The organism is Janthinobacterium sp. PSPC3-1 (assembly GCF_049896105.1).
GTDB lineage: Bacteria > Pseudomonadota > Gammaproteobacteria > Burkholderiales > Burkholderiaceae_D > Janthinobacterium.
On sequence record NZ_JAFCTQ010000016.1, the window covers coordinates 26,588 to 44,661 of the forward strand.

Genomic DNA, 18,074 nt, shown 5'->3' on the forward strand with positions numbered 1-18,074 from the left:
CGCCAAAGATCGCTGACGCGCCATCGTACACTACGCGCTCCGGCGCGTGGCATGTTTTCAGCGGCGCGCAAAGCCGCAGCCCATGCGCCCCGCACGGCCGCTCTTTTGTTCCTTCCGGAATCGGGGTACGATCTGGCGATTAAAACAATAGGTGGAGACATCATGAGCGGTCCGAAATACCTGGGTTTCGACACTCTTTCCCTGCACGCGGGCGCCGCGCCCGATCCGGCCACGGGCGCGCGCGCCACGCCGATCCACTTCACGTCCTCGTTCGCCTTCAAGAGCTCGGACCACGCCGCCTCGCTGTTCAATATGGAGCGCGCCGGCCATGTGTACTCGCGCATTTCGAACCCCACCAACGCCGTGCTCGAAGAGCGCATCGCCGCCCTCGAAGGCGGCGTGGCGGGCATCGCCACGGCCAGCGGCCAGGCCGCCATGCACCTGGGCTTGTGCACGATCGCCGGCGCCGGTTCGCACGTGGTGGCCTCGCGCGCGCTGTACGGCGGCTCGCACAACCTGCTGGCCTATACCCTGAAACGCTTCGGCATCGCCACCACCTTTGTCGACCCGCGCGATCTCGACGCCTGGCGCGCCGCGATCCGGCCCGACACCAAGGTGCTGTTCGCAGAAACACTGGGCAATCCCGGCCTCGATGTACTCAACATTCCCCAGGTGGCCGCGCTGGCGCACGAACACCACCTGCCGCTGATGCTGGACTCGACCTTTACCACGCCGTATCTGCTGAAGCCTTTTGACCACGGCGCCGACCTGGTGTTCCACTCGGCCACCAAGTTCCTGTGCGGCCACGGCACGGCCATCGGCGGCCTGCTGGTCGACGGCGGCACCTTCGACTGGCAAGCCGCCTACGACCGGACCGGCCGCTTTGCCGAACTGTGCGAACCGTATGACGGCTTTCACGGCATGGTGTTTGCCGAAGAATCGACCGTGGCGCCGTTCGCCCTGCGCGCGCGCCGCGAAGGCTTGCGCGACTTCGGCGCGGTGATGAGCCCGCACAACGCGTTTGCCGTGCTGCAGGGCATCGAAACCCTGGGCCTGCGCATGGACCGCCATGTTGCCAATACCCGCAAGGTCATCGATTTTCTATTGTCCAATCCGGCCGTGGAATCGGTGTCCTATCCCGAGCTGCCGACCCACCCCGACTACGAGCTGGCCAAGACCCTGCTGCCGAAGGGCGCCGGCGCCGTGTTCACCTTCAACCTGCGCGGCGACCGCGCGGCCGGCCAGCGCTTCGTCGACAGCCTGGCCATCTTTTCTCACCTGGCCAATGTGGGCGACGCCAAGTCGCTGGTGATCCACCCCGCCTCCACCACCCACTTCCGCGTGCCCAACGAACAGCTCGAACAGGCCGGCATCACGCAAGGCACGATGCGCCTGTCGGTGGGGCTGGAAGACGCGGACGACCTGATCCTTGATCTGGCGCGTGGCCTGAAACTGTCGCAGAAAGGCGCCTGAGATGATTTTCACAGTCGATGACAAGGCCGCCTACTGCTACACCGGCGGCAAGCCATTCAACGCCAGCCAACCGACCGCCGTGTTTATCCACGGCGCGCAGAACGACCACTCCGTATGGGCGCTGCAGTCGCGCTACTTTGCCCACCACGGCTGGAACGTGCTGGCGGTCGACCTGCCCGGCCATGGGCGCAGCGGCGGCGACGCCAGAACCACGGTGGAAGCGCTGGCGCGCTGGATACTGGCGGTGCTCGACGCGGCCGGCGTGCCGCAGGCCATGCTGGTCGGCCACAGCATGGGTTCCCTGATCGCGCTGGAAGCGGCGTACCAGGCGCCCGGGCGCGTCAGCCAGCTGGCCATGCTGGGTTCGACCTATCCAATGAAAGTGTCGCCGGCGCTGCTGGAAACGTCGAAAAACGACGAGCAGGCGGCGATCGACATGGTCAATCTCTGGTCGCATTCCTCGATCGCGCAAAAGCCGTCGTTTCCCGGCCCCGGTTTCTACGCCATGGGCGGCGCGCGCCGGCTCAAGCAGCGCATCGCTGCCATCAATCCGGCGCACGTATTCCATACCGATTTTTATGCCTGCAATGCCTACGCCAATGGCGAAGCCGCGGCAGCGTCCATCCACTGCCCGACCCTGTTCCTTTTCGGCGCGCGCGACATGATGACGCCGCCAAAATCGACCAAGCTGCTGGTCTGCGCCATCGCGCATGGCAAGGTGGTGCAGGTCGATGCCGGCCATGAACTGATGGCCGAGCAGCCCGACGCCGTGCTCGACGCCCTGTATGCGTTTGCCGCCACCAAACCCGCTTTTTTAACGAAAACTTCATGATTTCCACCGCCGTCCTGTTCAGCACCCACCACCTTCCCGACCATCCGGATTTTGACATCGACGCCATCTCTGGCCTGGCCGAATGGCGGCAAGCCACGCCGATGCTGTTCAAGCTGCTGCTGGGCAGCTCTGCGCAGGCCATTACCTGGCCCCTCTACGACGATGGCGAGGAACATGTTTGCGTGCTGGCCGCACCGATGGCCCAGGCGCGCGCCAGCTGGCAGGCGCTGGCCGCGCTGATGGACAAGCCGCGCGACGCGGCCGCCATCGTTGCGCGCAGCGCCATCGCCAGCTTGCTGGCCAACGGCGAACAGTGGCTGGTGCTCGATGGCGTGCAGTTGATAGGCCACGATATCGGCACGCCCGAGTTTGCACAGCAGCTGCAGGCGATCGCCGCCGAAGCGGCAGCGCTGCAGGCGGCGTTGCTGTGCGGCGACCGGGAAGTACTCGCGCCGCTGCTGGCCGCCAATATGGACGCCATCGGCTACTGGTGTTCCTCTGCCAGCGCGCACCTGGCCAATATCGAAGAACGCGCGGTCGAAGAACTGCCGTTCATGCAGCGGCTGAACGTGCTCGCATGGGTGGAGGAAGCGCAGTGCTACGAAGTGACTGCCATCGCCGATCCTGCCGTGCACGGACTGGTCACGCCGTATGGCCGCTGGATCGTGCCGCTGGAAATGCAGGCGGTCGACCTGGGCAGTCACTATGCCGAGGAAGGCTGGATCACCTATGCGCCGGCCACGCAGCCCGGCTGTCAGGGTCTGCTGGATCTGAACGGCACCATCGTGCTGCCGCCCGCACCTGGCGCGCTGTATGTGATCAGCCCCCATCTGGCGCAGCAGATCGCGCCAGACGGCACCAGCAGCCTGCTGCACCTGCCCGACGGCAGATTGCTGATGGATAAGGTGTGCCAGATCGGCCAACGCGAGGATCAGCTATTCGACTTCGAGCGCGATATGCAGGATAACGATGAGCGCAATGTGTGCGGGGTGATCGATGCGACAGGCATGCTTGTGGTGCCGCCCCAATACAGCTCGGTGCAGGACTTCGGCACGCGAAAAAAAATCGCCATCGTCAGCCAGCGTATCGGCGAGCGCTTTCTGTTCGGGCTCGTCAACAGCAAGGGCGAACCGCTGGCGCCGTGCCAGTACACCTTCATCGACAGCGCCACCACCTCGTCGCCGCCGAAGCTGCGCAAGAACCTGGTCTACGCCATCGACGCGCAGGGCCTGGTCTGCATGCTGACCCTGGACGGCAAGCAGGCCTTCAAGCCGCAATATGCTCCCGCGCACCATCTGCACGGCGTCACCGCGCAAAGCGACTTCCTGTTCGTGCTCAAGGACGGCATGGTGTGGCGCATGGATTTTGCGGGCGGGCTGCTGGTGCAGGTCGACACGCTCGACGGCTTCCGGGCCGATATCTCGGCGCAGCTGAACCAGGCCCTGGGCTTGAACAAGCAAGCACCCGTGGAGCGCAACAGCTATACGCCGGCACAGCTGCTGGAACTGGCCGACCACGACCAGCTGCGCGCCATCGCCGCCCTGCTGCTGCAAGGTGACGAGGCACTGGCCCGGCGCTGCGTGGACCTTGCATTGGAAGAACTGAAGGAAGACGACCCGGAAGAAGAATATGAAGGCGACACGCCGGAAGCGGCCTGCCTGTTCCTGCTATGGTCGACCGCTGCCGACGCGCTGGGCCATGGCACCACGCTGGACTGGAAATCGGTCGATGAAATTGCCATGATCGGCCAGCATATCGCCGTGCCGGCCCTGCGGGACTTCGCGTGGGACGGCGAGGAGGATGGCGCCAGCATCACCGATGGTTTCGAGGCCATCGCGCGCCACCTGGCGCCGCACGGCTTGCAGCTGGTGAACATGCAGGGTGGCGAGGACACCTATTGGCTGGCCGTGCTGCGCGACCAGGACAGGAAGGCCTTTGAGGCGATTGCGCGGCAGTCGGCCATCGAACCCGTCTTTTATTGAGTCACTTGCAGCGCACTTCGCCAAAGTGCTGGGCCAGGCTCATGCCCAGGCCTTCTTCCACCGCGCCTTCGACCTGGGCCGCCAGGCGTGCCGCTTCTTCGGCCGCCTCGATGTCGCGCTCGTTGGTGGAACCGGCCGGGTAGCCGGAGTTCACCCGCATGCCGCCGAACACGAACAGGCGGTAGACGTCGGCCAGGGTGATGCGGTTGACATTGCCCAGCAAGACCCAGTGGTCGGAACTGTCGGCCACCCGCTTGCCCCATTGCACGCGCACGGCCGCTTCCACGTTGACCCTGCCCACCCAGCCCTGCTCGACCATCTTGTCGAGCAGCTTTTCCATTTCATCGAAGCCCAGCCTTGTGCTGCTGCGGATCTCGGCCGCGCCGACCAGCGCCGAGTCGGCGCAGTGGCAGGCCTGGTGCAGCACTTTCAGGATCGCCACGGCGTCGACGAATTCGCTACCAGGCGCCGCCTGGTACCACCAGCGCTCGTATTTGACGACCGGCAAGGCGGCCACCAGCAGGGCGCCCACCAGGGTGATCATCCAGCTCAGGTAAATCCACACCAGGAACAGCGGCAGCGCGGCCAGTGCGCCGTAGATGCGTGAATAGGTGGGGAAGTCCTGGATGAATTCGCCGAAACCGCGCTTGGCCACCTCGAACGCCAGCGCCGCCAGCAGGCCGCCCCAGGCCGCGTCGCGCCAGTCGACGTCGCGGTTCGGCACGGTCATGTACAGCAAGGTGAAGGCCAGCATGGTCAGGCCGATCGACACCAGGGTGTAGAACAGCGCGCCGAGGAAAGGCACGTCGCCGACCAGGCCGCTGGTGGCCATGAAGACCCGCGTGGTGACCGTCAGCGACACGCCGACCAGCAGCGGGCCCAGCGTCACGATCGCCCAGTACACCAGCAGCCGCCTGGTCCAGCGCCGTTCCTGGCGCACGCGCCAGATGCGGTTGAACACGCGCTCGATCAGATTCATCATCGCCACCGAGGTAAAGATCAGCGCGCCGGCGCCGATCGCCGACAGCCGCGTCGCTTTCGAGGCAAACGTGGTCAGGTAGCCGAGGATGGTGTTCGAGATACCCTTGGGCATCACGCTTTGCACAAAATAATCTTCCAGCGCGTGGCGGAAGGTATTGAACAGCGGAAAAGTGGTAAAGATCGCCAATGCCAGCGTCAGGAGCGGCACCAGCGCGAACACGGTGGCGAACGTCAGGCTGCCTGCCACTTGCGGCAAGCTTTCCTCGCGCACGCGGCGGCCGGCAAACAGCAGCAGGTCGCGCACTTCGGGCCACTTCATGCCGCGCATGACGGCGATGCCGAAGCGCACGGTCTGCGACAGGTAGAGGAAGAAGGACTGTATGGTTTTTAAAAACATGTAATCGAAATCAGAACGGCGCCATGTCGGCTTCGTATCGGGCTGCAAAGCGCCCTATAATACCAATGATGAAGCCTACCAATCTGATTATTCTCGTATTGTTCTACTCCCGCCATGGCGCCACGCGCCTATTGGCCGAACTGATCGCGCAAGGCGTGGAAAGCGTGCCCGGCTGCGATGCCCGGCTGCGCACCGTGCCGGCCGTCTCCACGGTGGCCGAAGCCACCGCGCCGGACGTGCCCGCGCATGGCGCGCCCTACGTGGAACTGGATGACCTGCAGGAATGCGCGGGCCTGGCGCTGGGGTCGCCCACGCGCTTCGGCAATATGGCCGCCGCCATGAAGTATTTCTGGGACGGCACGGCCAGCGACTGGCTGGCCGGCAGCCTGGCCGGCAAGCCCGCCTGCGTGTTCACCTCCACCGGCAGCCTGCACGGCGGCCAGGAATCGACCCTGCTGTCGATGATGATCCCGCTTTTCCACCATGGCATGCTGGTCATGGGCCTGCCCTATACCCACCCGGAACTGATGACGACCTCCACCGGCGGCTCGCCGTATGGCGCCACGCACTGGTCCGGCATCGATGGCGACAAGGCCATCAGCGAGGATGAAAAGCGGCTGGCGCTGGCGCTGGGTCGCCGCCTGGCCGAAAACGCCGTCAAGCTGGCGGGCGCCTGATGAACGGCGTGCTGCACAAGTATTTCCATTGGGGCGCGATCGCCAGCCTGGCCACCTTGATCGTCTGGTGCGTGCTGTGGGAAACCGTGCTCGCACCCCTGAAACCGGGCGGCTCCTGGCTGGCCCTGAAAGCCGTGCCGCTCCTGATTCCGCTATATGGCGTGATCAAGCGCGACGTGTACACGCTGCAATGGTCGTCGATGGTGATCCTGCTGTACTTCACCGAAGGCGTGGTACGCGGCTACAGCGACACCAATCCGACGTCGGCCTTCATGGCCTGGGGCGAAGCGATCATCGTCTGCGTGTATTTCTTCTGCGCCGTGCTGTATCTGCGCCCGTATAAAAAAGCCGCCAAGCGCATGGCCAGGGAATTGCTGGAAAAAGTAAACAAGGTGAGTACCAGAAAATGAGCGACCGAACCGATTTCCTTGATGCCTGCCGCGAACTGCTGGGCGCTGGCCATGTGCTGACCGATGCGCCTGACATGGCACCCTTCCTGACCGACTGGCGCGACCGTTTTACCGGCGTCGCGCTGGCCGTGCTGCGCCCCGCCTCGGTGGAACAGGTGGCCGGCGTGCTGCGCGCCTGCAGCCAGTGGTCGATTCCGGTGGTGCCGCAGGGCGGCAATACGGGCCTGGTATTGGGCAGCATTCCGGATGCGTCCGGCACGGCCGTGGTGCTGTCGCTGGCGCGGCTGAACACCATCCGCCAGCTCGATGCCGTCAACCGCACCATCACTGTCGACGCCGGCTGCATCCTGCAGACCATCCAGGAAGCGGCCACCAACGCGGGCTGCCTGTTTCCGCTGTCGCTGGCGGCCGAAGGCAGTTGCACCATCGGCGGCAACCTGGCCACCAATGCGGGCGGCACGGCCGTGCTGCGCTATGGCAATACACGCGAGCTGTGCCTGGGCCTGGAAGTGGTCACGCCGCAAGGCGAAGTCTGGTCCGGCTTGCGCGGCCTGCGCAAGGACAATACCGGCTATGACCTGCGCGACCTGTATATCGGCGCAGAAGGCACGCTGGGCGTGATCACGGGCGCCGTGATGAAACTGTACCCGCAGCCGAAAGCCTGCATCACGGCGCTGGCCGCGATGGAGTCGCCCGCCCACGCGCTGCGGCTGTTAAGCCTGATGCAGGACCATTGCGGCGCCAGCCTGACCGGTTTCGAGCTGATGTCGCGCTATTGTTTGCAGCTGGTGGCCGAGCAGTTCCCGCAACTGCCGCGTCCGTTTGCCGAAGCGCATGGCCAATATGTGCTGCTGGAACTGTCCAGCAGCCAGTCCGAAGCGCATGCCATCGAATTGCTGGAAGCGAGCATAGGCGCGGCGCTGGAAGAGGACTTGATCGCCGACGCCGTGGTCGCCAGTTCAGTGGCGCAAAGCGAAGGCCTGTGGCAGTTGCGCGAGCATATTCCGCTGGCCCAGGCGCAGGCGGGCAAGAACATCAAGCACGATATCTCGCTGCCGATCTCCGTCATCGCCGACTTTATCGCCATCACCGACGTGGCCTTGGAAACGGCCTTCCCCGGCTGCCAGCTGGTGTGTTTCGGCCACCTGGGCGACGGCAACCTGCATTACAACGTGGCGCCGCCAGCCGGCATGACGGACAGCGATTTTCTGGCCAACCAGGACGCCATCAACCGCATCGTGCATGATCGGGTAGCAGAGTTTGGCGGCTCCATTTCGGCCGAACACGGCATCGGCGCGCTGAAAAAGGCGGACCTGGCCCACTACAAGTCGCCGCTGGAACTGCAGCTGATGCGCGCCATCAAGCAGGCGCTGGACCCTCAGAACATCATGAATCCGGGGAAGATATTGTGAGAGCGCTTGTCTTTTTGCTGTTCGCAGCAAGTAGCTGTGCCAGCGCGCAAACCGCCTACAAATGCGTGCAGAACGGCCAGACCAGCTACAGCGAAACGCCGTGTGCGGCCGGCCAGCTGCAGATCATCGAAGTGCCGCCACCGCCGCCCGCGGTCGACAAGGGTGCTGCCACGCGCCAGCAGCGCGTCGCCAGCCAGCTCGAATCGGTGCGCAAGCAGCGCGAGGCACGCGAGGACCAGGCGCGGGCGCGCGGCGCGCAGCAGGCCGAGGTGCTTGAAAAACGCTGCGCCCAGCTGCGCCTGGAACAGAAATGGGCGGCCCAGGACGCCGTCGGCGCCGGCGACAGGACGCGTGAAGCGGCGCAGCTGAAAGTGCGGCGCGCCGGCGAAAAACTCGCCATCGAATGCCTCCATTGAGCGCCCCCGCCAGCGGCGCGGCTTCTGCTTCACAACGCTTGCTGTCGCGCTGGCTGCTGTTCGGCGAATGGCGCGCGCATCCGGTGCGCGCGCTGGTCGCCATCCTGGCGATTGCCATCGGCGTGTCGCTGGGCTTTGCCATCCACCTGATTAACGCGGCCGCCTTCAACGAGTTTTCCACGGCCGTCAAAAGCCTGTCCGGCCAGGCCGACGTGCAGGTGGCCGGGCGCGAAGCGCTGTTCGATGAAAGCATCTATCCATGGCTGGCGCAGCGCGATGGCGTGGCCGTCGCCTCGCCGGTGCTGGAACTGCATGCGGGCGTGGTCGATGGACCCGACACCAACGGCGCCCCGCTGCAGATACTGGCGCTGGACGTGTTCCGCGTCGGCTTTATTTCGCCCGACCTGATCGGCGCGGCTGGCGACGGCCAGCCCTTCGACACCCTGGCCGACGACGCCATCTTCCTGTCGCCGGCCGCGCTGCGCTGGCTCCATCTCGCCGAAGGCGGCAAGCTGGCCCTGCGCGCCGGCACCGGCAGCGTGCCATTGCGCGTGGCGGGCTCCCTGCAAAGGGCGCGCGCCGGCCAGCGCATCGCCGTAATGGATATCGGCGCGGCCCAGTGGCGCTTCAACAAGCTGGGGCAGCTGTCGCGCATCGATCTGAAACTGCGCAATGGCGTCAACCGCGACGCCTTCCAGGTGGCGCTGGCGCGTGACCTGGAGGCGCAGTATCCGGGGCGCTTTCGCGTCGGCCAGCCCAACGACGATAACCAGAACAGCCGCAACAACAACCTCAGCCGCGCCTACCGGGTCAACCTGACGGTGCTGGCCCTGGTGGCGCTGTTTACCGGTGCGTTCCTGGTGTTTTCCACCCAGGCCCTGTCCGTGATCCGCCGCCGCAGCCAGTTTGCGCTGCTGCGCGTGCTGGGCATGGAACGCGCCAGCCTGCTGCGCCAGGTGCTGCTGGAAGGCACCAGCCTGGGCGTGGTGGGCGCGGCGCTGGGCATCGCGGCCGGCTACGCCCTAGCGGCCGTGGCGCTGCGCTTTTTCGGCGGCGACCTGGGCGCCGGCTATTTTGCGGGCGTGCAGCCGCAGGTGCAATTCACGCCCGTCGCCGCGTTCGTGTATTTCGCTCTGGGCCTGGGCGTGGCCTTGCTCGGCTGCGCGGCCCCGGCGCTGGAGGCGGCGCGCGCCGCGCCCGCCATCGCCTTGAAGTCGGGCAGCGAAGAAGCGGTGACCACGCGCCTGGCCAAGAGCTGGCCGGCGCTGGCCTGCCTGCTGCTGGCCGGCATATTGAGCCAGCTGCCGCCGGTTTTTGAGCTGCCCCTGTTCGGTTACCTGTCGATCGCGCTGCTGCTGATCGGCGCGATTGCGCTGATGCCGCAGCTGGCGGCGCTGGTATTTCGCTTCCTGAACCGCGCCTGGCTGCGCACCGCCGCCAGCGGCCGTTCACCGGTGCTCAGCCTGACCCTGGCGCGGCTGGCCAACGCCTCGGGCCAGGCCGGCATCGCCCTGGGCGGCGTGCTGTCGAGTTTCAGCCTGATGGTGGCGATGGCCATCATGGTGTCGAGTTTCCGCGTCTCGGTCGACGACTGGCTGCTGCAGATCCTGCCGGCCGATGTGTATGCGCGCGCGGCTGCCAGCGGCAGCACGTCAGGCATCAATCCGCGCGAGCAAAGCCTGATCGCCGCCCTGCCCGGCGTGGCCAAGGTGGACTTCCAGCGCCTGCGCAGCATGTCGCTGGCCGCCGACCGGCCCGATGTGGTGCTGATCGCGCGCCCGGTCAACCTGCAGGACCCGGGCAAGAGCCTGGTGCTGGTCGGCGACACCCTGCCGATTCCCGCTGGCGCCAGGCCGGTATGGCTGTCGGAAGCGGCGGCAGACCTGTACAACCGCAAGGCCGGCCAGCAGATCGACCTGCCGCTGGCCGGCGGCCTGCATCGCTTCTTTATCGCCGGCGTGTGGCGCGACTATGCGCGTTCCAGCGGTTCGGTCCAGATGCCGCTCGACACCTACCGCGCCATCACCCGCGACATGGACGTCAGCGACGCCGCCATCTGGCTGGACAAGGGCGTCTCCGCTGCGAAGCTGAAGGAAAACCTGAAAACCCTGCCGTTTGGCGACAGCCTGGAAGTGTCGGAACCGTCGGCGATCCGGGCGCTCAGCCTGCAGATCTTTGACCGCAGCTTTGCCGTCACCTATCTGCTCGAGGCGATCGCCATCGTGATCGGCCTGTTCGGCGTGGCCGCCACCTTTTCCGCGCAGACCCTGGCGCGGGCGCGCGAGTTCGGCATGCTGCGCCATGTGGGCGTCACGCGCGGGCAGATCCTCGGCATCCTGGCGTTCGAGGGCGGCGCCCTGACGGCGCTGGGCATCGCCACTGGCTTTGTGCTGGGCCTCCTGATCAGCTTTGTGCTGGTGTTTATCGTCAACCCGCAATCGTTCCACTGGACCATGCAGCTGCACCTGCCCTGGCCCTTGATCGCCACCGTCGCCGGCGCGCTGCTGGTGGCCGCCGCCACCACGGCGCTGGTCTCCGGCCGCCAGGCGCTGTCCGGTGGCCCCATCCGCGCCGTCAGGGAGGACTGGTAATGCGCCATCTGTTTGTATTGTTGATCGCCCTGGCCCTGCCCGCCCTGGCCGCGCCGCCGGCATACGCTCCCGTCACGCCGCTGCCTGCCGGCCAGTCATTGAAACTGCCGCACGACTTCGGCGCCCACCCCGCCTACAAGACGGAATGGTGGTACGCCACCGGCTGGGTGAAAACCGCTGGCGGCGAGCAGCTGGGCTACCAGGTAACCTTCTTTCGCAGCGCGACCGCCTTTGACGCCGACAACCCCAGCGCGTTTGCGCCGAAGCAGCTGATCATCGGCCACGCGGCGCTGTCCGACCCGAAAGTGGGCAAGCTGCTGCACGATGAAAAAAGCGCGCGCGAGGGCTTCGGCCTGGCCTACGCCAAGGTGGGCGACACCGACGTCAAACTCGACGACTGGCGCATGCAACGCCAGCCCGACGGCAGCTACAAAGTGACACTGGCGGCGCGCGACTTCAACTTGCAGCTGCGCCTGGCGCCGACCCAGCCCGCGCTGCTGCAGGGTGAAAACGGCTTTTCACGCAAGGGCCCGCGCGCTAGCCAGGCCAGCTATTACTACAGCGTGCCGCAGCTCGCCACCAGCGGCACCATCGCCCGCGCCGGCGGCAAGGCCGAAGCGGTCACCGGCACCACCTGGCTGGACCATGAGTGGTCGAGCCAGGTGCTGGACGATAACGCCAGCGGCTGGAACTGGATCGGCGCCAACCTCGACGACGGCGGCGCGCTGATGGCCTTCCAGATCCGCAGCAAGACAGGTGCTAAACTATGGGCCCACGCCAGCTGGCGCGATGCATCGGGCAAGGTGACGCAGTTCGCGCCAGGCGACGTCGATTTCACGCCCACGCAGCTGTGGCGCTCGCCCCGCACCAGGGCCGAATACCCGGTCGCCACCGAGATACGCACGGGTACGACGCGCTGGCAGGTGACGCCGCTGCAGCCGGACCAGGAACTCGATTCGCGCAGATCGACCGGCGCCGTCTACTGGGAAGGCGCGGTGACGGTGAAGCGCGATGGCCAGAGCGCCGGCCACGCCTACCTGGAAATGACGGGGTATGTGGCGCCGATGAAGCTGTAAAACTGTAATACCGGATAAGTAAATCAAAGCGAAAACCAATGACAACCAGCACCGAAGCAACGAAGACCACCATCAGCACAGCACCCGCCGACACCGGCAGCAGCCGCGAACTGAAAAAAGGCAGCCTGGCCGCCTTCAAGGGCCTGATGCCCTTCCTGACGCCCTACCGCAAGCAATTCGTCCTGGCCGGCATCGCGCTGGTGGTGGCGGCCGCCTCCACCCTGGCCATACCGGCCGCCTTCAAGCAGATGATCGACCTAGGTTTCGGCGGCGCGGCCGGATCGAGCAGCATCCAGCACGTCGACCTGGTATTCCTGGCCCTGTTCGGCGTGGCCTCCATCCTGGCGCTGGCCACGGCCGCGCGTTTCTATACCGTCTCGTGGCTCGGCGAGCGCGTGACGGCCGATATCCGCAGCGCCGTCTACCGCCATGTGGTGACGCAAAGCCCCGAGTTCTTTGAAACCACGCAGACCGGCGAAGTGCTGTCGCGCATCACCACCGACACCACCCTGATCCAGGCCGTGGTCGGCACCAGCATCTCGATGGCGCTGCGCAATGTGCTGCTGTTCCTCGGCGGCCTGGTGATGCTGTTCGTCACCAGCGCCAAGCTGGCCGGCATCATTATCGGCCTGCTGGTGCTGGTGGTGGTGCCCATCATCGTGTTCGGCCGCAAGGTGCGCAAATTGTCGCGCGACTCGCAGGACCGCATCGCCGACGCCTCGGCCATGGCGGGCGAAATCCTCAACGCCATGCCGACCGTGCAGGCTTTTACGCATGAAAACATCGAATCGAAGCGCTTCGGCGATTCGGTCGAAGGCGCCTTCATGACGGCCATGCGCCGCATCCGCGCGCGCGCCCTCTTGACCATGATCGCGATCCTGCTGGTGTTCGGCGCCATCGTCTTCGTGCTGTGGCTGGGCGCGCGCGCCGTGCTCGACGGCTCGATGACGGGCGGCGACCTGGGCCAGTTCATCCTGTACGCGTCCATCGTGGCCGGCGCCATCGGTGCCCTGTCCGAAGTGATGGGCGAAGCCCAGCGCGCGGCCGGCGCCACCGAACGCCTGCTGGAACTGATGGCGGTCAAGTCGGAAATCGAATCGCCGGTCACGCCACTAACCCTGCCCGCGCGCGCCGCGAATGGCGCCGCCCTGAGCCTGGACGATGTGATGTTTTCGTATCCGTCGCGCCCGGACACGGCCGCGCTGGACCATGTCAGCCTCGATATCCGCGCCGGCGAGACGGTGGCCGTGGTGGGCCCGTCAGGTGCCGGCAAGACCACCCTGTTCCAGCTGTTTTTACGTTTCTACGATCCGCAAAGCGGCAGCATCCGTCTCGATGGCGTCGACATCAAGCAGCTCGACCTGCACACCCTGCGCGACGCGATCGGCATCGTGCCGCAGGATACCGTGATCTTTTCAAACGATGCGATGGAAAACATCCGCTATGGCCGCGCCAACGCCAGCGACGAGGAGGTGATCGCGGCGGCGAAAATGGCGGCCGCCCACGAATTTATCGAGCGCCTGCCGAACGGCTACAAATCGTTCCTCGGCGAGCGCGGCGTGCGCCTGTCCGGCGGCCAGCGCCAGCGCATCGCGATTGCGCGCGCCCTGCTGAAAAATCCGCCGCTGCTGCTGCTCGACGAGGCAACCAGCGCGCTGGACGCGGAATCGGAACGCCTGGTGCAAAAAGCGCTGGAAGCGGCCATGGTCGGTCGCACCACCGTCATCATCGCCCACCGCCTGGCCACCGTGCAGCGCGCCGACCGCATTATCGTGATGGAAGACGGCAAGATCGTCGAGATGGGCACGCATGCCTCGCTGGTGGCGTTGGGAGGCATCTACGCCAACCTGGCCGCGCTGCAGTTCCACCATGTACAAATCAACTGAGTCTTGACATGAACGCTTTTTTCCACGCCAGCCTTGGCATTACCGACTTCTGGACTTTTTTGCTGGGCACGATCTTTATCGTCATCCTGCCCGGTCCCAACTCGATGTATGTGCTGTCGGTGGCGGCGCAGCGCGGCGTGCGGCCGGCCTACCAGGGCGCGGGCGGCATCTTCCTCGGCGACCTGATTTTGATGGTACTGTCGGCCTGCGGCGTGGCCTCGCTGCTGAAAGCCAGCCCGGCCCTGTTTTATGTCGTCAAATATATCGGTGCGGCCTACCTGGCCTGGATCGGCGTGCAGATGCTGCTGGGCTGCTGGCGCAAGCTGCGCGCGAAGGAATCGGCGCAGACGGCTGCAGCGCCGGTCGCGCTCAAGGAAAGCAATCCGTTTCGCAAGGCGCTGATCATCAGCCTGATGAACCCGAAAGCGATCCTGTTCTTTATCTCCTTCTTTATCCAGTTTGTCGATCCGAAGTTCTCCGCGCCGGCGCTGTCGTTTGTCGGCCTGGGCCTGATCTGCCAGGTGATCAGCTTTACCTACCTGACCGCCATCATCTTCCTCGGCGCGCGCCTGGCCGAGACCTTCCGCCGCCGTCGCCGCCTGTCGGCCGGCATGGGCGGCGGGGTGGGCGCCATGTTTATCGGCTTTGGCGCGAAACTGGCCACCGCCACCTTGTAAGTCACGGAGTTTTGCATGAGCGATCTTGAACTGCGCCAGCGCTGCCATACCATCCTGCCGGGCCAGCGCCAGCCCACGCCAGCGGCCACCTTTGCCGCCATGGCCGCCTGGTGCGAGGCGAATGATGTTGCGCACGATACCTATGGCGAAGGCGCGCTGATCGAAGCGTTCGAACAGAAGATCGCCGCGCTGCTGGGCTTTGAAGCAGCCGTGTTCTGCATCACCGGCACCATGACGCAGGTGACCGCCCTGCGCCTGGCCTGCCAGGACCGCGGCTCGCGCCTGGTGGCCCTGCACCCGACCTCGCATATCCTGCGCCACGAACGAGGCAACCATGAACTGCTCGATCATTTCAAGGCGCTGTTCATCGGCGATGCGCACCGGCCCTGGACGGTGGACGATTTGCGCGCCGTGCCCGACGCCCTGGGGGCCGCGCAGGTGGAATTGCCGATGCGCGAAATCGGCGGCCAATGCCCTTCATGGGATGAACTGAACGCCATCAAGCGCCACTGCCGCGAGCACGATATCCATCTGCATATGGATGGCGCGCGCTTGTGGGAAGCGCAAGCCGGTTTCGGCCAGCCTTTGATGTCGATCTGCGACGGCTTCGATTCCGTCTATGTGTCGCTGTACAAGGGCATTGCGGGCCTGGGCGGCGCCGTGCTGGCCGGCAGCCCGGCGTTTGTCGCCAGGGCGCGCGCCTGGTTCCACCGCCAGGGCGGCAATATCGTCCACCGCACGCCTTACGTGGTGGCCGCCGCGATGCAGTTCGACGCGCGCATCGCCGCCATGCCGCACTACTTTGCGCGCACCGAGTGGCTGTATCAGCTGCTGAAGGACTATCCGGCGATCGCCGTCAATCCGGCCCGCCCGCAGGCCAATATGCTGCACCTGCATCTGCCGGTGTCGCGCGAGCGGGCGATTGCCATCCGCAACCAGGTGGCCGGGGAACACGGCATCTGGCTGTTCGGCCGCGCCAGCCACGCGGCGCTGCCGAATCACAGCGTGGTGGAGTGGTATGTGGGGGATCAGTTGCTGGAGATGGCGGACGACACGGTGCGTCAGGCGCTCGATTTGCTGGTTGCGGGATTTACAATGCAGGTCGCGTAGGTCGCGTAGGTCGGATTAGCCCGCAGGGCGTAATCCGACACCACCACCAGCGCCAACAATGTTGTCGGATTACGCGGCGTTCCGCCGCCAATCCGACCTACACCGGCCTCGGACCACAGGTATATTTGATCAGGTAACTGGCGCCGATGGGCTTGGCGTCCGCCCCCGGCGCCAGCGCACTCCCGCTCCGGTAATCGGGCAACTGGAAGTGTTCAGCCGAACCGCCATACCGATACCCAAGCACAGCGAACAACTCCGGATAAAGTGCCGGCTCCAGCGTACGGCCGTCACACAGCATCCAGCCCAGGGCTTCGACGGTGACGTCGGTACCGCCGGCATAGGCAATTACCGCGCCGACAGGTGTGTCGTTACGGGCGGGGCTGGGGAAAAACGGCTGCGGCAAAATGGCGCTCATGGCAGTATCTCCCTGCTGCGTCCACTATCCTCGATGTCCATACGCATAGCCAGCCTTCCTCCTTGTCATGTCCGTCGCGGGATGCTTCCGGATGCGACAGAATAATGGATCAACATTTTTCGAAATGCAAGCTCATCGCCGTACGGCACGAAAAAAGGCGCCCTCGGGCGCCTTTCTCACATCACGGCGGCCATGTCGGCCGCCGCCAGCCGCTTAAAACTTGTAGTTATAAGCGACACCCAGCAATTGCATGCGGGTTTTGAACAGGCCTTTGGTGGTTTCACCATTGCCGGTGCAACCGGTCGTCACTGGCGAGCACAGATTCGTGTAGTTGACGGCGGCGTCCTTGAAGTCGATGAAGCTGTAGGCGAGGTCCAGCGAGGCATTGGCGTTCAGCTTCCAGTTGGCGCCGATCGAGTATTGCATGCGGTCGCTGTCCGGCAGCGCCGGATGGCGCAGCTCGGCGCTGCGCACGGGCGCCTGGTCGTGGGCGATACCGGCGCGCAGCAGTACGCTGTCGCTGAGCTTGTAGTTGGTGCCCAGCGAGACACGATAAGTATCTTTCCACTGCTGGCGGATGCGCTCGTCGCCTTCGGCCGTCGGCGGGAACTGGATGTCCAGGTTTTGCAGGCGCGAGGTGCGGGTCCAGGTGACGTCGCCCATCAGCGCCCATTTGTCGTCCAGCTGGTGAAAGCCGTTGACCGACAGGGTTTCCGGCGTGCGCAGTTCGACCAGCGCGCCCGAATTGACCTTGCGCGAAGCGGCGGCGATAAAGGCGTTGACGGCCGCATTGTTCGACACTTGCGAGAAGTCCCACACGGTATTGCCCTTGAGCTTGTGCGAAATCGACGAGCGGTAGGCAATCCCGACGCGCGTGCCTTCGTTCAGCTGGTACAGATAGCCCAGGTTGAAGCCGAAGCCCCAGTCCTTGCCATCCATCTCGGCGTGGCCATCCTTGGCGCCCTGCAGTGCCGCACCGGCCGCCTGTGCCGCGGCCAGGCCCTGGGTGCGGGCGATATTGGCCAGGAAGGCCGTCGAGGCGGCCGGCGCGTGCTGCGCCAGGAAGGCCACGGAGCCGGGCACGTCGACCGCCTGGCCCAGTTCGGCCTTCATGAATTCGGCGGTGACGCCAAAGCCGAACGAGTGGTGCTCATTGAGCTTGAACGAGGCGGACGGGTTCAGCGCGATCGCTTCGAGCTTGATATTGCTGATCGCGTAGCGGCCGCTCCACTCGTTGCCGTAATCGAGCTTGGCGCCATACGGCACGAACAGGCCGGCGCCGATGGTCCACTGGTCGTTGATCTTCTTGCTGGCGTACAGGGCCGGCGCGAACACGGCGTCCGGCGCGTAATCCTTGGTGCTGCCGCCCGGCACGCGGTTGGTGAAGGTGCGCGAACCGGTGTCCTGGAACGTCGAATGCGGCAGCACCAGGGTGCCGCCGCCCAGCAGCTGCGTGCCTTCCAGGCGCGACAGGCCGGCCGGGTTGTAGAAAATGGTCGAAGCGTCGGACGCTTCGGCGCCATTGGCGTCGGCGCTACCCTGGCCGGACACGCTTTGCGAGCCGAAGCGGTAGCCCGATGCCTGGGCGGTGGTGGACAGGGCGGCCAATGCGGCGGCGATGATCAATGGCAGATACGATGGTTTCAAGTGGGTCTCTCTTTATTTTTAGTCATGTCTCGGGCATGTTGACCGTGACGCGGGTCACGGTCAACATGCGCAAAGCATATCCGAGTTTTGAA

General features: G+C 65.3%; 15 protein-coding genes. 12 read left to right on the forward strand and 3 right to left on the reverse strand.

Annotated features, from left to right (window positions below):
• Window positions 1-162 precede the first annotated feature (162 nt).
• The 3 genes from ACP7B7_RS17410 to ACP7B7_RS17420 are packed head-to-tail and all read left to right on the forward strand — an operon-like array spanning window position 163 to window position 4,287.
• A complete protein-coding gene (locus ACP7B7_RS17410) occupies window positions 163-1,473 on the forward strand; it encodes an O-acetylhomoserine aminocarboxypropyltransferase (RefSeq protein ID WP_426077457.1) in 1,311 nt (436 codons plus the stop codon).
• 1 nt (window position 1,474) lies between these two features.
• Entirely contained in the window at window positions 1,475-2,305 is an 831-nt protein-coding gene (locus ACP7B7_RS17415) for an alpha/beta fold hydrolase (protein ID WP_426077458.1), read from the forward strand.
• Complete coding sequence (locus tag ACP7B7_RS17420; protein ID WP_426077459.1) at window positions 2,302-4,287, forward strand: DUF6630 family protein; 1,986 nt, start codon at window positions 2,302-2,304, stop codon at window positions 4,285-4,287. The genes ACP7B7_RS17415 and ACP7B7_RS17420 overlap by 4 nt, the downstream gene beginning before the upstream one ends.
• Before the next feature lies 1 nt (window position 4,288).
• Here the strand turns inward: ACP7B7_RS17420 and ACP7B7_RS17425 are convergent, their stop codons facing one another.
• Window positions 4,289-5,665, reverse strand: coding sequence for a YihY family inner membrane protein (locus ACP7B7_RS17425; RefSeq protein ID WP_426077460.1), 1,377 nt, complete (start codon window positions 5,663-5,665; stop codon window positions 4,289-4,291).
• A 68-nt stretch (window positions 5,666-5,733) separates the two neighbouring features.
• On the opposite strand from ACP7B7_RS17425, the gene wrbA reads away from it, so the two are divergent.
• From wrbA to ACP7B7_RS17470, 9 genes are read left to right on the forward strand one after another with little or no spacing between them, the layout of a single operon-like run.
• On the forward strand, window positions 5,734-6,342 hold the full coding sequence (gene wrbA, locus ACP7B7_RS17430) for an NAD(P)H:quinone oxidoreductase (protein ID WP_308925777.1): 609 nt from the start codon (window positions 5,734-5,736) through the stop codon (window positions 6,340-6,342).
• Complete coding sequence (locus ACP7B7_RS17435; protein WP_426077461.1) at window positions 6,342-6,752, forward strand: DUF2069 domain-containing protein; 411 nt, start codon at window positions 6,342-6,344, stop codon at window positions 6,750-6,752. Before wrbA ends, ACP7B7_RS17435 begins: the two co-directional genes overlap by 1 nt.
• Window positions 6,749-8,164, forward strand: a complete 1,416-nt coding sequence (locus tag ACP7B7_RS17440) for an FAD-binding oxidoreductase (RefSeq protein ID WP_426077462.1) — start codon at window positions 6,749-6,751, stop codon at window positions 8,162-8,164. Before ACP7B7_RS17435 ends, ACP7B7_RS17440 begins: the two co-directional genes overlap by 4 nt.
• The gene (locus ACP7B7_RS17445; protein ID WP_426077463.1) at window positions 8,161-8,580 is read left to right on the forward strand and encodes a DUF4124 domain-containing protein; all 420 of its coding nucleotides are present in this window, start codon (window positions 8,161-8,163) and stop codon (window positions 8,578-8,580) included. The genes ACP7B7_RS17440 and ACP7B7_RS17445 overlap by 4 nt, the downstream gene beginning before the upstream one ends.
• Entirely contained in the window at window positions 8,568-11,171 is a 2,604-nt protein-coding gene (locus tag ACP7B7_RS17450; RefSeq protein ID WP_308921557.1) for an FtsX-like permease family protein, read from the forward strand. The genes ACP7B7_RS17445 and ACP7B7_RS17450 overlap by 13 nt, the downstream gene beginning before the upstream one ends.
• The gene (locus tag ACP7B7_RS17455) at window positions 11,171-12,247 is read left to right on the forward strand and encodes a carotenoid 1,2-hydratase (protein ID WP_308921558.1); all 1,077 of its coding nucleotides are present in this window, start codon (window positions 11,171-11,173) and stop codon (window positions 12,245-12,247) included. The genes ACP7B7_RS17450 and ACP7B7_RS17455 overlap by 1 nt, the downstream gene beginning before the upstream one ends.
• 38 nt (window positions 12,248-12,285) lie before the next feature.
• Window positions 12,286-14,133, forward strand: a complete 1,848-nt coding sequence (locus ACP7B7_RS17460) for an ABC transporter transmembrane domain-containing protein (protein ID WP_426077464.1) — start codon at window positions 12,286-12,288, stop codon at window positions 14,131-14,133.
• An 8-nt stretch (window positions 14,134-14,141) separates the two neighbouring features.
• Window positions 14,142-14,810, forward strand: a complete 669-nt coding sequence (gene leuE, locus ACP7B7_RS17465) for a leucine efflux protein LeuE (protein ID WP_426077465.1) — start codon at window positions 14,142-14,144, stop codon at window positions 14,808-14,810.
• Window positions 14,811-14,825: 15 nt separating this feature from the next.
• Complete coding sequence (locus ACP7B7_RS17470; RefSeq protein ID WP_426077466.1) at window positions 14,826-15,920, forward strand: threonine aldolase family protein; 1,095 nt, start codon at window positions 14,826-14,828, stop codon at window positions 15,918-15,920.
• A 97-nt stretch (window positions 15,921-16,017) separates the two neighbouring features.
• On the opposite strand, the gene ACP7B7_RS17475 is transcribed toward ACP7B7_RS17470, so the two are convergent.
• Window positions 16,018-16,335: a phage tail protein gene (locus ACP7B7_RS17475; protein WP_426077467.1), complete on the reverse strand. Its 318-nt coding sequence runs from the start codon at window positions 16,333-16,335 to the stop codon at window positions 16,018-16,020.
• A 213-nt stretch (window positions 16,336-16,548) separates the two neighbouring features.
• Entirely contained in the window at window positions 16,549-17,982 is a 1,434-nt protein-coding gene (locus tag ACP7B7_RS17480) for an OmpP1/FadL family transporter (RefSeq protein ID WP_426077468.1), read from the reverse strand.
• Window positions 17,983-18,074 lie beyond the last annotated feature (92 nt).